Origin of the sequence: Vibrio sp. D54 (assembly GCF_021728075.1) — a bacterium.
In the GTDB taxonomy this organism is placed as follows: Bacteria; Pseudomonadota; Gammaproteobacteria; order Enterobacterales; family Vibrionaceae; genus Vibrio; species Vibrio alginolyticus.
The window spans coordinates 46,750-61,615 of the sequence record NZ_JAKKCS010000021.1 but is presented as its reverse complement, the minus strand read 5'-3'; the positions used below and the strand labels follow the sequence as shown (position 1 = coordinate 61,615).

Annotated in this window: 12 protein-coding genes; 8 read left to right on the top strand and 4 right to left on the bottom strand. The window is 44.4% G+C overall.

Going from position 1 to position 14,866, the window contains the following annotated elements; all coding sequences use genetic code 11:
- The first annotated feature begins 169 nt into the window (after window positions 1–169).
- Complete coding sequence (gene tkt / locus L3V37_RS21175) at window positions 170–2,164, top strand: transketolase (RefSeq protein WP_237307052.1); 1,995 nt, start codon at window positions 170–172, stop codon at window positions 2,162–2,164.
- 91 nt (window positions 2,165–2,255) lie between these two features.
- Here tkt and L3V37_RS21170 read toward each other — a convergent pair whose 3' ends face one another.
- Entirely contained in the window at window positions 2,256–3,149 is an 894-nt protein-coding gene (locus tag L3V37_RS21170) for a LysR family transcriptional regulator (RefSeq protein WP_017633561.1), read from the bottom strand.
- A 140-nt stretch (window positions 3,150–3,289) separates the two neighbouring features.
- Here L3V37_RS21170 and L3V37_RS21165 point away from each other — a divergent pair, with 140 nt between their 5' ends.
- The 5 genes from L3V37_RS21165 to mscS all read left to right on the top strand — a co-directional run bounded on the left by L3V37_RS21165 (window position 3,290) and on the right by mscS (window position 10,255).
- On the top strand, window positions 3,290–5,248 hold the full coding sequence (locus tag L3V37_RS21165) for a ligand-gated channel protein (protein WP_005380999.1): 1,959 nt from the start codon (window positions 3,290–3,292) through the stop codon (window positions 5,246–5,248).
- Window positions 5,249–5,383: 135 nt separating this feature from the next.
- Window positions 5,384–6,421: an erythrose-4-phosphate dehydrogenase gene (gene epd / locus L3V37_RS21160; RefSeq protein WP_005384545.1), complete on the top strand. Its 1,038-nt coding sequence runs from the start codon at window positions 5,384–5,386 to the stop codon at window positions 6,419–6,421.
- Window positions 6,422–6,572: 151 nt separating this feature from the next.
- Window positions 6,573–7,733, top strand: a complete 1,161-nt coding sequence (locus L3V37_RS21155) for a phosphoglycerate kinase (RefSeq protein WP_237307051.1) — start codon at window positions 6,573–6,575, stop codon at window positions 7,731–7,733.
- Between the two features lie 154 nt (window positions 7,734–7,887).
- Complete coding sequence (fbaA, locus tag L3V37_RS21150) at window positions 7,888–8,964, top strand: class II fructose-bisphosphate aldolase (RefSeq protein ID WP_005380996.1); 1,077 nt, start codon at window positions 7,888–7,890, stop codon at window positions 8,962–8,964.
- A gap of 424 nt (window positions 8,965–9,388) precedes the next feature.
- A complete protein-coding gene (gene mscS / locus L3V37_RS21145; protein ID WP_005384548.1) occupies window positions 9,389–10,255 on the top strand; it encodes a small-conductance mechanosensitive channel MscS in 867 nt (288 codons plus the stop codon).
- A 47-nt stretch (window positions 10,256–10,302) separates the two neighbouring features.
- Here mscS and L3V37_RS21140 read toward each other — a convergent pair whose 3' ends face one another.
- Together L3V37_RS21140 and L3V37_RS21135 are read right to left on the bottom strand one after the other, a co-directional pair.
- Window positions 10,303–10,785, bottom strand: a complete 483-nt coding sequence (locus tag L3V37_RS21140) for a YbaK/EbsC family protein (RefSeq protein WP_237307049.1) — start codon at window positions 10,783–10,785, stop codon at window positions 10,303–10,305.
- 26 nt (window positions 10,786–10,811) lie between these two features.
- Window positions 10,812–11,441 (bottom strand): LysE/ArgO family amino acid transporter, encoded by a 630-nt coding sequence (locus L3V37_RS21135; protein ID WP_237307047.1) that lies wholly within the window; start codon window positions 11,439–11,441, stop codon window positions 10,812–10,814.
- 147 nt (window positions 11,442–11,588) lie between these two features.
- Here L3V37_RS21135 and L3V37_RS21130 point away from each other — a divergent pair, with 147 nt between their 5' ends.
- Both L3V37_RS21130 and L3V37_RS21125 read left to right on the top strand, forming a co-directional pair.
- A complete protein-coding gene (locus L3V37_RS21130; protein ID WP_237307046.1) occupies window positions 11,589–12,485 on the top strand; it encodes a LysR family transcriptional regulator ArgP in 897 nt (298 codons plus the stop codon).
- A 208-nt stretch (window positions 12,486–12,693) separates the two neighbouring features.
- Window positions 12,694–13,386, top strand: a complete 693-nt coding sequence (locus L3V37_RS21125; RefSeq protein WP_237307044.1) for an oxidative stress defense protein — start codon at window positions 12,694–12,696, stop codon at window positions 13,384–13,386.
- Between the two features lie 71 nt (window positions 13,387–13,457).
- Here L3V37_RS21125 and serA read toward each other — a convergent pair whose 3' ends face one another.
- Complete coding sequence (gene serA, locus L3V37_RS21120) at window positions 13,458–14,690, bottom strand: phosphoglycerate dehydrogenase (protein ID WP_005384551.1); 1,233 nt, start codon at window positions 14,688–14,690, stop codon at window positions 13,458–13,460.
- Window positions 14,691–14,866 lie beyond the last annotated feature (176 nt).

The following is a 14,866-nucleotide window of genomic DNA, read 5'->3' as shown; positions in this document are numbered from 1 at the left end:
TAACCAAACGTTTGCCTGATTTATTGATAATTTTAAGAACTTCGAACGATTTGGCGCGAAAGGTGCAATATTTGTGAGGTTTTGGACTGGAAAACGTTTGCACACCCAACAGGGCTTTGAGAGAATTATGACCTACTTTTCGTTTCGCTTAATGTACTCAGGAGCAGACATGTCGTCTCGTAAACATCTTGCCAATGCAATTCGTGCTCTAAGCATGGATGGTGTTCAACAAGCTAACTCAGGCCACCCAGGCGCACCAATGGGTATGGCTGATATCGCTGAAGTTCTTTGGCGCTCTCACCTAAACCATAACCCTTCAAACCCAGAGTGGGCCGACCGCGATCGCTTTGTGCTGTCAAACGGTCATGGGTCAATGCTTATTTACTCTCTACTGCACTTAAGCGGTTACGAGCTATCTATTGACGATCTGAAAAACTTCCGTCAATTGCACTCAAAAACCCCAGGTCACCCAGAGTACGGCTACGCGCCTGGTATCGAGACAACAACGGGTCCTCTAGGTCAAGGCATCACTAACGCTGTTGGTATGGCGATCGCAGAGAAAGCACTAGCGGCACAGTTCAACAAAGAAGGTCACGATATCGTTGACCACTTTACGTATGTGTTCATGGGTGACGGCTGTCTAATGGAAGGCATCTCGCATGAAGCATGCTCTCTTGCTGGGACGTTAGGTCTAGGCAAACTGATCGCGTTCTGGGATGACAACGGCATTTCTATCGACGGTCATGTTGAAGGCTGGTTCTCTGACGATACACCTAAGCGTTTTGAAGCGTACGGCTGGCATGTAATCCCAGCAGTCGATGGTCACGACTCAGACGCGATCAACGCAGCAATTGAAGCAGCAAAAGCGGACCCACGTCCTACGCTTATCTGTACCAAAACAATTATCGGTTTCGGTTCTCCTAACAAGTCTGGCTCACACGACTGTCACGGAGCACCACTAGGTCACGATGAAATCCAAGCGGCTCGCGAATACCTAGGTTGGGAGTACGGCCCATTTGAGATCCCGGCAGATGTTTACGCTGAGTGGGATGCAAAAGAAGCGGGCGCCGCGAAAGAAGCAGCTTGGAATGAAAAATTCGAAGCATACGCTGCAGCTTACCCTGCTGAAGCGGCAGAGCTTAAACGACGTCTAAACGGCGAACTTCCTGCACAGTGGGAAGAAAAAGCGAACCAAATCATTGCCGATCTTCAAGCAAACCCAGCGAACATTGCATCACGTAAAGCATCGCAAAATGCACTAGAAGCGTTTGGTCAAATGCTTCCTGAGTTTATGGGTGGTTCTGCTGACCTAGCGCCTTCTAACCTGACCATGTGGTCTGGTTCTAAGTCTCTAGAAACGGAGGACTTCTCTGGCAACTACATCCACTACGGTGTACGCGAATTCGGTATGACTGCTATCATCAACGGTATCGCATTGCACGGTGGTTTCGTTCCTTACGGCGCAACATTCCTAATGTTCATGGAATATGCTCGTAACGCAATGCGTATGGCTGCGCTGATGAAAATTCAGAACATCCAAGTTTACACGCATGATTCGATCGGTCTTGGCGAAGATGGCCCAACTCACCAACCTGTTGAGCAAATGGCGTCTCTACGTGTGACTCCAAACATGAGCACATGGCGCCCATGTGACCAAGTTGAGTCTGCAGTTGCATGGAAACTAGCGATTGAACGTAAAGACGCACCAACTGCACTTATCTTCTCTCGTCAAAACCTAGCGCAACAAGAGCGTACTGCTGAACAAGTCGCAGACATCGCGAAAGGTGCTTACATCCTGAAAGATAGCGAAGGTAAGCCTGAGCTAATCCTTATCGCAACAGGTTCTGAGGTTGAGCTTGCAGTGAAAGCCGCTGAGCAACTAACTTCAGAAGGCAAGAAAGTACGCGTTGTTTCAATGCCATCTACAGACGCATTCGACAAACAAGACGCCGCTTACCGTGAAGCTGTACTGCCATCAGACGTAACGGCACGTATCGCTATTGAAGCGGGCATTGCTGATTTCTGGTACAAGTACGTTGGCTTCGACGGTCGCATCATCGGTATGACAACATTCGGTGAATCTGCACCTGCTGGTCAGCTATTCGAGATGTTTGGCTTCACGACTGAAAACGTAGTGAGCACTGCAAAAGAATTGCTAGCGTAATTGTAGGACCGTCTAAACAGTCGAACGTAAACGACGATTGTTAAACGCTAAAGTTAGAAAGGCCATCATTATGATGGCCTTTTTATTTTTGTCAGGTTTTCCAACCTTGTGGAATGCTTTGGTGAATGCAGTCTAAAAGTACGGATAAGCGCAGTGGTGGTCGTCCTGCTGGTGTATAGCAGTTAATGGAAATAGGCTCAGAAAGCCAACCTTCTAAGCAAGGTGTGATTCGCCCTGGGTGATGTTTCTCATAGCCGCATGCTGTCCAAGTCGGCAGCAGTCCAATACCATGACCATTCGCGATACTGTCTATTTGCATTGCTATGTTGTCGCTGTATAACCGACTAACAAAGGGTTCTAAAAAGAACTCACCGTGTTGAGGGTGTGCTAGCATCAATCCATTTTCTTGCACTGAACCAAAATCGATCCATGGATGTGCTTCAAGTTCTTTGGGGTGCGGTATAGGCCCATGTTGTTTTAGATAATTTGGAGAGGCAAAAGGCGTATAGCGAAATACCCCCAGCACTTCTTTTCGCCAGTCTAGCTCTTTACGTTCACCGAGCCAGATGAACAAATCTGGGTCATGATGCGCCTCAGAAAAGTCACTGGTAAGTTGAACTCTAACATCGGGGTTATCAGCAAGAAAACGATTGAGTACGCCGCCGAGCCAGCTTCTAACTAAGGCAGTGTGACAAACAATATGCAGTGGCCCTGAAACTTGGTTCGTTAAACCTTGGAGTGCATCATAACTCTCTTCGCTTAACTCAAGAATCTGGCGGCTGTAGTGGGCAAAGATCTCTCCAGCTCTTGTCAGAACTAATCGATTACCTTGTCTGGCGGTTAGAGCCTGACCGAAGTCTTCTTCTAATTGTGCCAAGCGACGACTTAGCGTTGATTTTGGCTGATTAAGGGCTTTAGCAGCGGCTGTCAAACTTTTATGCTGATTGAGCGCATCAAAGGCTCTAATTGATGCTAAGTCGTGCATATTTCTTTTACTCCTTACTGCGTTATGTACGAGTTCCATAAATGGAAAGAACCGTTCCATAACTCTCACTATGCATCTCATTCTATTTGTGAATAATTCACTTTCGAAAATAATAATCATTATCAATTATGGAGATGTAGATGTCTACTCTTAGACTGCCAGTTATTACCGCAACTGGTATTTTAGCCTTCGTCAGTGTCCCTCATGTTTTTGCCAATGATGCAGTTTCTAAAATGGAAACAGTGGTTGTAACTGCATCAAGCTACGAGCAATCTCAAGCGGACGCGCCTGCAAGTATTAGTGTGATTTCACGTGAGGAGTTGGACTCTCGTTATTACCGCGATGTGACTGATGCACTAAAAAGTGTGCCAGGTGTTGTCGTGACAGGTGGTGGTGATACCACCGACATTAGTATCCGTGGTATGGGTTCTAAATACACTTTGATACTGGTCGATGGTAAACGTCAAAGCACGCGTGAAACTCGTCCAAATAGTGACGGTCCTGGTATCGAACAAGGTTGGTTACCTCCTCTTCAAGCGATTGAGCGAATCGAAGTTATTCGCGGCCCAATGTCGACGCTTTACGGTTCTGATGCGATTGGTGGCGTGATTAACGTCATCACACGAAAAGATGCGTTAGAGTGGACGGGTAATGTTCAACTGGGCACGGTACTACAAGAGAATAGCCGCTCAGGTGGAGAGCAGAGCGCGAACTTTTTCGTTAATGGTCCGTTGGCTGAAAATTTATCTCTCCAAGTATATGGTCAGTACACAACCAGAGAAGAAGATGACATCGAATACGGTTATGAAGATAAAGATATGCAGAGTATCTCTTCAAAACTGACTTACCAGATTAATGAGCGCCACTCGGTACAATTAGAAGGTGGCACGTCGGCACAAAGTCGTCGTGGCAATGTGGGCCTTTCAGTGCCGACCACTGGGTGTCGTGGAGGGTGTGAAGATTCACTGAATGAATATCGTCGTAATTACGTAACGGTAAGCCACAACGGTGATTGGGATTCGATTGGCATTTCAGATACTTACTTACAGCGAGAAGAGAGCGAGAACAAATCTCGTGAGATGACGATCACCAACACCACGTTCAAATCGAGCTTGGTGACTGGTATCGGAAACCATACGTTGACGACGGGTGTGGACGCCACTCATGCAGAGCTTGAGGATTTCACCTCCAACAAAGCGTCATCGAAGACTGAAACATCGAATACGCAGTGGGCTGTTTTCATTGAAGATGAATGGAGAATCGCTGATCCGTTTAGCGTTACGCTTGGTGGTCGTCTAGATCATGACGAAAACTATGGCGCGCACTTTAGTCCGCGTGTTTACGGTGTATGGCGAGTTGATCCGTCTTGGACGGTGAAAGGCGGTGTGGCAACAGGTTTCCGTTCTCCACAATTACGTGAAATTACTCCTGGCTGGGCGCAAGTCAGTGGTGGCGGTAATATCTACGGTAACCCAGATCTTGACCCTGAAACGTCGCTAAACAAAGAAATCAGCGTCTTGTATCAAGGTGATTCTGGCTTAGATGTCTCTTTGACAGCGTTCCATAACGAATTCAAAGACAAGATCACACGTGTTGTTTGTCCAGACACTATCTGTACTGATGGTCCAAACCAATGGGGCGCAGATCCAACGTACCGTATTAACGTGGATGAAGCCGTCACACAAGGTATTGAAGCGACCTTAGCATCGCCGTTAACGGAAACCATTTACCTTAGCTCGAGCTACACATTTACCGACTCAGAGCAAAAAACAGGTGAATACAAAGGCATGCCGCTGCAGCAGTTACCAAAGCATCTGTTTAATGTGGATGTGACTTGGCAAACGACAACAGATCTAGAGAGCTGGGCGAAAGTCACGTACCGAGGTAAAGAAATGGATCCGGTTACTGGCCCATCAAGAAACAGTATTGTAGAACCAGCTTATACCTTTGTGGACGCCGGTGTGACATACCAGTTAACCGACAATACTCGTATTAAAGGCGCTATCTATAACTTGCTAGACGAGGAAATCAGTTACGAAGAATACGGATATATTGAAGATGGTCGTCGCTACTGGTTAGGTTTAGACGTCGCATTTTAATTATCTATCGTTGTAATAAGGTCGAGCATAGTCTCGACCTTTTTTAATCCTGCTTTACTTTGATTCAACAGGTGCGTTTGTCAGCCTGATCAGGTAGTATCTGTGACACGAAATTTTTGGTAGGGCGAAGGATAAATGCTAAAGGTTGCGATCAATGGATTTGGACGTATAGGTCGTAATGTTCTGCGAGCGGTGTATGAAAGCGGAAAACACCAGCAGATCAAGGTTGTGGCGGTAAACGAACTAGCACAGCCAGAGGCGATGGCACACCTACTGCAATATGACACCAGTCATGGTCGCTTTGGTAAAAAAATTTCCCATGACCAAGAACATTTGCATGTTCATCATGACAGCGGTGAATATGATTCCATTCGCATTCTCCATCTCTCCGAAATCGAATTACTTCCTTGGCGTGATTTAGAAGTTGATATCGTCTTGGATTGCACTGGCGTATTTGGTTCGCAAGCGGATGGGCAAGCGCATATAGAAGCAGGCGCGAAGAAAGTACTGTTTTCGCACCCGGGCGCAAACGACCTAGATAATACGATTATCTATGGCGTGAACCACGAAACTCTGAAAGACGAGCACCGTGTTGTCTCCAATGGCTCTTGCACCACCAACTGTATCGTTCCCATCATTAAAGTATTAGACGAAGCCTTCGGCATAGAGTCTGGCACCATTACCACAATTCATTCGTCCATGAACGATCAACAAGTAATTGATGCGTATCATAACGACTTACGCCGTACCCGCGCTGCAAGCCAATCTATTATTCCGGTGGACACTAAGTTGCATAAGGGGATTGAAAGAATCTTCCCGAAATTTTCCAACAAATTCGAAGCAATTTCTGTTCGTGTTCCAACGGTTAACGTCACTGCAATGGATTTAAGTGTCACAATTAGTACAAATGTGAAAGTTAATGACGTAAATCAAACCATTGTTAACGCATCTCAGTGTACATTACGTAACATTGTTGACTATACTGAATCGCCACTCGTTTCGATCGACTTTAACCACGACCCCCATAGTGCGATTGTGGATGGAAGCCAGACTAGAGTGAGTAACGGGCAACTCGTAAAAATGCTCGTTTGGTGCGACAACGAATGGGGCTTTGCTAACCGGATGCTGGATACTGCCTTAGCAATGCAAGCTTCTTCGCAAGTGGAACAGTAATGACGAAGAAGTGATGGAGAATTTTTATTTCAAGCCTTGAAATAAATCCATAATATCTCCATATCTATAACCAGTTTGAAGAATTAACAGGCTTGGCAGGGTTGCCGAGTTTTCAAAAACTTTAATTATTAAATATTTGAGAGGACACATCATGTCTGTAATCAAGATGACTGACCTGGATCTTGCAGGTAAACGTGTATTTATCCGTGCTGACCTAAACGTGCCAGTAAAAGACGGTAAAGTAACTTCGGATGCACGTATCATCGCATCTCTTCCAACTATTAAGCACTGCCTAGAAGCAGGCGCTAAAGTAATGGTTACGTCTCACCTAGGTCGCCCAACTGAAGGTGAATACGCTGAAGAGTTCTCTCTACAACCAGTTGTTAACTACCTAAACGACGCACTAGATTGCGAAGTGAAGCTAGCAAAAGACTACCTAGATGGCCTAGAGCTAAATGCGGGTGAACTTGTTGTTCTTGAAAACGTTCGCTTCAACAAAGGCGAAAAGAAAAACGACGAAGAGCTATCTAAGAAATATGCAGCACTATGTGACGTATTCATAATGGACGCATTCGGTACGGCTCACCGTGCTCAAGCATCTACTCACGGCGTTGGTATGCACGCAGACGTAGCATGTGCTGGTCCTCTACTAGCGAACGAACTAGAAGCGCTAGGCAAAGCAATGGACAAGCCAGCTCGTCCAATGGTTGCTATCGTAGGTGGTTCAAAAGTTTCTACTAAGCTAACTGTTCTTGAGTCTCTATCTAAAATCGCTGACCAACTCGTTGTTGGTGGTGGTATTGCTAACACATTCATCGCAGCTGCTGGCCACAACGTTGGTAAGTCTCTATACGAAGCAGACCTAGTTGAAACAGCTAAGAAGCTAATGGACGAGTGTGCAATTCCAGTAGCAACTGACGTTGCATGTGCGAAAGCATTCGACGAGAACGCAGAAGCTGAAATTAAGCACGTTTCTGAAGTACAAGACGACGACATGATCTTCGACCTTGGTCCAGATTCAACAGCTGAACTAGCTGAAATCCTTAAAAACGCTAAGACTATCCTATGGAATGGTCCAGTAGGCGTATTCGAATTCAAGAACTTCGAAGCAGGTACTAAAGGTATCTCTGAAGCTATCGCAGCTTCTGAAGGCTTCTCTGTTGCAGGCGGTGGTGACACGCTAGCGGCTATCGACAAGTTCGGTATCAAAGCGGATGTATCTTACATCTCTACTGGCGGCGGCGCTTTCCTTGAGTTCGTAGAAGGTAAAGTTCTTCCAGCAGTAGAAATGCTAGAAGCACGCGCTAAGTAATTAAAGCAAAGCGGGGGAGTGATTCTCCCGCTTTCTTGTTTGCTGCAACGTGTGAGGAACTCTGCTAGAATAGCCTCAGTTGTGAGCAAACGTTTGCAAGATTTTCAACTTAACAAGTTTTGTTTAAAAACGACAGATAAATAGGATTACATCCATGTCTAAGATCTTCGACTTCGTAAAACCAGGTGTTATCTCTGGCGATGACGTTCAGAAAGTATTTGAAGTTGCAAAAGAAAACAGCTTTGCACTTCCAGCAGTAAACTGTGTGGGTACTGACTCTGTAAACGCAGTACTTGAAGCAGCTGCAAAAGTTAAAGCTCCAGTTATCGTTCAGTTCTCTAACGGTGGCGCTGCTTTCTTTGCTGGTAAAGGTCTAAAACTTGAAGGTCAAGAAGCTCAAATCCTAGGTGCTGTTGCTGGTGCGAAATACGTTCACGCTGTAGCTGAAGCTTACGGTGTTCCAGTAATCCTACACACTGACCACGCAGCTAAGAAACTACTTCCTTGGATCGACGGTCTACTAGACGCTGGTGAAGAGTACTTCGCGCAAACTGGTAAGCCACTATTCTCTTCTCACATGATCGACCTTTCTGAAGAGTCTCTAGAAGAGAACATCGAAATTTCTGCTAAGTACCTAGAGCGCATGGCTAAAATGAACATGACTCTAGAAATCGAACTAGGTTGTACTGGTGGTGAAGAAGACGGCGTTGACAACTCTGATATGGATGCGTCTGAGCTATACACTTCTCCAGAAGACGTTGCATACGCATACGAGAAACTAAGCGCAATCAGCCACCGTTTCACTATCGCAGCATCTTTCGGTAACGTACACGGCGTATACAAGCCAGGTAACGTTGTACTAACTCCAACTATCCTACGTGATTCTCAAGCGCATGTTTCTGAGAAATTCGGTCTTCCAGCGAACTCTCTAAACTTCGTATTCCACGGCGGTTCAGGTTCTTCTCTAGAAGAAATCCGTGAATCTATCGGCTACGGTGTAATCAAAATGAACATCGATACTGATACACAGTGGGCTACTTGGGATGGTATCCGTAAGTTCGAAGCTGAAAACCACGATTACCTACAAGGTCAGATCGGTAACCCAACTGGTGAAGATGCACCAAACAAGAAGTACTACGATCCACGCGTATGGCTACGTGCAGGCCAAGCTTCAATGGTTACTCGTCTAGAGCAAGCATTTGCTGACCTTAACGCAGTTGACGTACTATAATCGTTACTGATTAAGTTCCTTAAAAACCCGCTCTTTGAGCGGGTTTTTTTATGCCTATCATTTTCTTCCCCTCTGCTTTCTCCCGATATTTTTATGCGTTAGGTTGTATTTGCTAGTGAGATATCTCACCTTTAACGTTTTTTTAAAGAAAACATGGGAATATCAGTCTTAAGAGTGGCGAAATCAGAGTGCATTGCGTAACCTGTAACAAGTCAGTGTCAGAAAGCTCTGATAAAGTCTTGTTTTGCATATCTTTGCGAAACTCTGACTTTGAAAAAAGTCAGAGTTGGGATATTGTGCCAAAAATCTGACACTGTTCAGTGGAGCAATAGGGATGTTGTTTTAGAAAAGAGCCTTTAAAAAACAAGGTTCATAAATTAACGGCAATTGGATTTATATCTCTTTATTTTTGAGGATAAGAATTATGGCAGGTGAATCGGTGGGTATCGATACCACTTTAACGGATGGTCTAACTCAGGCTGAAACTTGGCTGACAAACAATTCAGATCTACTGGTTCAGTACGGTGTGAACATTATCTCTGCGGTGCTTATTCTGTTTATCGGTAATCTTATCGTTAAGGCAGTCGCTGGTAGTGTTTCTAAAGTACTAGAAAAGAAAAACATGGATAAGGCCGTCGTTGAATTTATTCACGGTCTTGTTCGTTACTTGCTATTTGTAATCGTGCTAATCGCGGCTCTTGGTCGATTAGGAGTTCAAACCGCTTCTGTTGTTGCTGTGATTGGTGCGGCAGGTCTTGCTGTTGGTCTTGCACTACAAGGTTCATTATCAAACTTTGCAGCAGGCGTACTTATTGTTGCGTTCCGTCCATTCAAATCAGGCGACTACGTAGAAATCGGTGGTGTAGCGGGTAGTGTTGAAGCAATTCAAATCTTCCAAACAGTTCTAAAAACACCAGACAACAAAATGGTTGTTGTGCCTAACTCTTCAGTTATCGGCGGTGCCATTACTAACTACTCTCGCCATGCGACACGACGTGTCGACCTAGTGATTGGTGTTTCATATAAAGCAGACCTTAAACTAACGAAGAAAGTGATTCGTGAGACGCTAGAGAAAGATCCACGTATCTTGAAAGACCCAGATATCACAATTGGTGTACTTACGTTAGCAGACTCTTCAGTTAACTTTGTGGTTCGTCCATGGGTGAAAACTGCAGATTACTGGGGCGTATACTTTGATGCAATGCAAGGTATTAAAGAAGCATTGGATGAAAATGGTATCGAGATTCCATTCCCACAAATGGATGTTCACCTGAACAAAGTCGACGCTTAATCAAAAGCAGTCGATATTCAAAAGCGAGGCCAATAGGCCTCGCTTTTTTATATTTCGTAAAGGGTGTGATGACCAGCAAGTAAGAGGCGTTTTAGATGTTTACCTGCAAATCCAAATGTGAACTCAGGTAAGCCAGGCGTATAGAGCAACTCTTGATGTTGATAGAGATTGGTATCAACAATGATAGTGATGTATTCCGGTAAGCCTATTGGGCAAACCGCGCCGGGTACGCAACCTAACACTTCGACCATTTCATCGTCATTACAAATAGAGGGACGTTTACCTGTAATCGCTTTAATCTGCTTGGCATCGAGGCGCGAGTCCTTATCTGTCAGATAAACCGCGTAACCTTGTCCTTTGAGTGTTAAAAAGAGGCTTTTGGTATGCGTACCCGTCCAACCAAGCTCTCTCGCAATACGTATATCTATCTCAAAGTCTAAGATGGCTTCGTGCTGCCATTCCCGAAAAGGAATAGAGAGCGCGTTGAATCGCTCTCTATTGTTGTTATAAATACGTTTTAGTGACTCCATGTCTTTGCTGCCTTACTACCTGGTGATTACCAATACTTATCAATAAGCTCACTCGCTAAGATATACGCTATTGTGAACATCATCATTGCGATTGCAATGTCGATGGTTTTTTTCACTTTTGGTTGAGAGAGTGTTGGACCTAGTTTGGCAGCTCCTATCGATAAAGTGTAGAACCAAACAAAGGAAGCCATAATCGTACCTAGTGCAAAAGCAATGCGATCATGGCCTTCAAATTGTCCACCGATCGAACCTAGAATAACGACTGTATCTAAATATAAGTGCGGATTAAGCACAGTGACAGCTAACGCACCTAGAATAACCGTTCGACGACCTCGAGCTACGATCTCCCCTTTTGATTCCGATTCACTCTCTGGCTTAAAAGCACTTTTTAGCGAGAGCAGTCCATAGAAGCTCAAGAAAGCAATACCACCAAGTGTCACCGACGTCAGTAAGATTTCATTTTGAGACAGAATTGCACCACCACCAAAGATACCTAGAGAGATGAAAATCATATCTAGCACGCTACAAATAGTGGCGGTTGTTAGGTGGTGGTTACGCTTTATGCCTTGATTCAAAACATACGCATTTTGCGCTCCGATCGGAATGATCATTGATGCTCCTAAACCAAAACCTTGCAATAGAACCCACAAGTTCACACTTCACCTCACTTCAAAATAACAAATACATTTACATAGAGGGGAAAGATAAAGCGTTTATCTAAATAAGTATAATTAATGATTTTAATCTTACATTAGATAGACTAATTTAACGGGAGGCGTTTGATCTGGAGTGAGAGGGAAGGTATGCGAGGGTTAGATTACAAATGGATTGAGGCATTAGACGCTATAGTTTATCAGGGTAGCTTTGAGCGTGCTGCTGAGCATTTATTTGTTTCTCAATCCGCCATTTCTCAACGTATCAAGCAGTTAGAGAAGTTTCTCGCGCAGCCTGTTTTAATTCGAAGCCAGCCACCTAAGCCAACGCCAATTGGTAAAAAATTGTTGGGTCTTTATCGGCGAGTACGCTTGCTAGAGCATGAAATTCTCCCCGAACTAAAGAATGATACCAGTACGCGACCTGTGCAACTCTCTTTAGCGACTAATGCAGATAGCCTTGCAACATGGCTACTGCCAGCGCTGAAAAATGTTATGAAGCAGCGTCAAGTTGAACTAAAACTGACTATCTATGGTGAATACCGCTCTATTGAAAAACTCAAAAGTGGCGAAGTGACAGGAGCGATCAGCTTGGAGTCCCAGCCAATCCCCGGATGCAGAGCAGACTATTTAGGTCGCATCGATTATGTTTGTGTCGCGAGCCCAGAGTTCTATCAGCGTTATTTTTCTAAAGGCGTAAATAATCAGACATTGGCAAAAGCACCGGCCGTTTCATATGACCAATATGATGATCTACATAAAACATTTCTTACCGAGCATTTTAACGTCAATCCTGGCAGCGTTATTCATCACAACATCAGTAGTTCTGAAGCGTTTCTAAAAGTGGCGTTAGCTGGTGTTGCTTATTGCTTGATCCCCCGCTTGCAAATTACCGACGAATTAGACAGAGGTGTGTTGGTTGATGTGACTCCAGGTTTTTTAATGTCCCATCGGATTTATTGGCACCACTGGCAGTTAGAAACTGGGGTATTACAAGAAATCTCACACGCGATAGTCGGGTATGCGCAGCAGCATCTACCTCAATAAGTTTGTCAGAGCTGCATATCGTTAACTTAAGTGTGTTTTGTTTAAAAATTACGCCAATGTTACATAGTCAAAGTTGTGTTAGAAGTCACTATGGGTGCTTGGATAATCGGCGGAAGTTTCTATTATGAAACCACACGCTTTCTCAGCCATGATAGTGATGTTGGAATCTGAGATTAAGTACTTAATTTTGTATGTATGGATTTATTGAATGAAATTGTATTCATTTTTGCTGGCTTCAGCACTCAGCCTTACCAGTGCTTCAGTTTTGGCGAATACGCCAGAGTTTGCTCATGTTACGACAACGGGGTATGGCGAAGTGACGGCCACACCTGATATGGCTACGTTTTCTGTAAAAGTAGTCGATACGACAATGACGGCTGAACAAGCGAAATTGTCCGTAGATAAAACCGTTGAAGAGTTTCTAAAAAGCTTATCGGATGCCGGCTTATCAAAAGACAATATTACTAGCTCGAATTTATACCTTGCTCCTCAGTACCATTACCCTAAATCAGGAAAAGCAGAACTTGTTGGGTATCGAGCATCTCGCAGTATTGATGTCACGGTGACGGATCTGAAAAACCTTAACCAATACCTAGATATGGCGTTAGAAGCGGGAATTAATCAGGTTGATAATGTTCAACTTAAGGTAAGCAACCAAGCCGAGTATCAGCAAAAGGCACGAATGGCTGCGATTAAGGACGCAAGAGAAAAAGCAGGGTCATTAGCGACTGGTTTTGAGAAAAAGTTGGGCGATGTATGGCAGATCAATTACAGACAGATGCACGTTCAGCCTGTGTTAATGCGTTCAATGGCGATGGATAGTAAAGAAGGAGCGAATAGCTACCAAGATTCAACCATGATCATTCGCGATCAAGTCGATGTCATTTATAAGCTAAAGTAAGGCTTAGCAAACAGTAAAAAGCAAAAGGCAGGGAGTTACCACCCCTGCCTTTGTCATTTCTATTTCACAGTTTAATGCAGGATACGAGCACGGATTGTGCCTTCAATGTTTTTGAGCTTTGTTAGAGCTTCTTCTGAGCGTTCAGTTTCAACGTCGATCACTACGTAGCCTATTTCAGCGGCTGTTTGTAGGTACTGCGCGGCAATGTTAATGCCTTCTTCAGCAAAGATGGTGTTGATCTGAGTTAGGATACCAGGACGGTTCTTGTGGATATGAAGCAGACGAGAGCACTCACCACTGTGTTCTGGTAATGACACTTCAGGGAAGTTTACGCTTGAAAGTGTCGATCCGTTATCAGAGTACTTAGCCAGTTTACCCGCCACTTCTAAGCCGATATTTTCTTGTGCTTCTTGTGTTGAACCACCAACGTGTGGAGTGAGGATGACGTTATCGAATTTTTGTAAAGGAGACTCGAACGGGTCAGCATTCGTTTTTGGTTCAGTTGGGAATACATCAATTGCAGCGCCGGCAAGGTGACCAGCTTCTAAGCTATGGCAAAGTGCAGGAATATCCACAACGGTGCCACGTGCCGCGTTGATAAAGATGGAACCTGGTTTCATTCGAGCAAATTCAGCTTCACCCATCATGTTTTTCGTTTCCGGTGTTTCGGGAACGTGCAAAGAAATCACATCACATTTGTTCAATAGTTCACTCATGGTATGTACTTGCGTCGCATTACCAAGGGACAGTTTGTTCTCAATATCGTAGTAGTAAACGCGCATACCTAAGTTTTCGGCAATAATACCAAGCTGAGTACCAATGTGACCGTATCCGATAATGCCAAGGCACTTACCACGAGCTTCGTAAGAGTTGTCTGCACTTTTCTTCCAAATACCGCGATGTGCAAGTGCATTCTTTTCAGGAATACCACGCACTAGTAAAAGGATTTGCCCAAGTACAAGCTCTGCCACGCTTCGAGTGTTAGAGAATGGTGCATTAAAGACAGGAATACCGCGTTTTGCTGCTGCGTCTAGGTTTACTTGGTTAGTACCAATACAAAAACAGCCAATTGCAACCAGCTTGTTCGCCGCATTTATTACCTCTTCGGATAGGTTCGTACGGGAGCGGATACCAATGAAGTGTACGTCTTTTACCGCTTCAATTAGTTCTTCTTCCGGAAGGGAACCTTTATGGTATTCAATGTTGGTATAACCAGCTGCTTGAAGAACTTCAACTGAAGAAGGGTGGAGTCCCTCTAACAAGAGGATCTTAATCTTTTCTTTTTCCAGTGAAACTTTGGCCATTTTTTCTCGTCCTTAAAATGGAAAGGTGGGCTAATGTGGCGCACATTGGGCAAAACTATTAAAAAGGGGATAATTAACAGTTTTGTAGGAAGACAAACGTTTCCCTGTGCGTCTTCTGTTCAATAAAGTAACAAAAAAAAATTGCTTTGGGTAAGAAAATTACGGAATAAGAGATA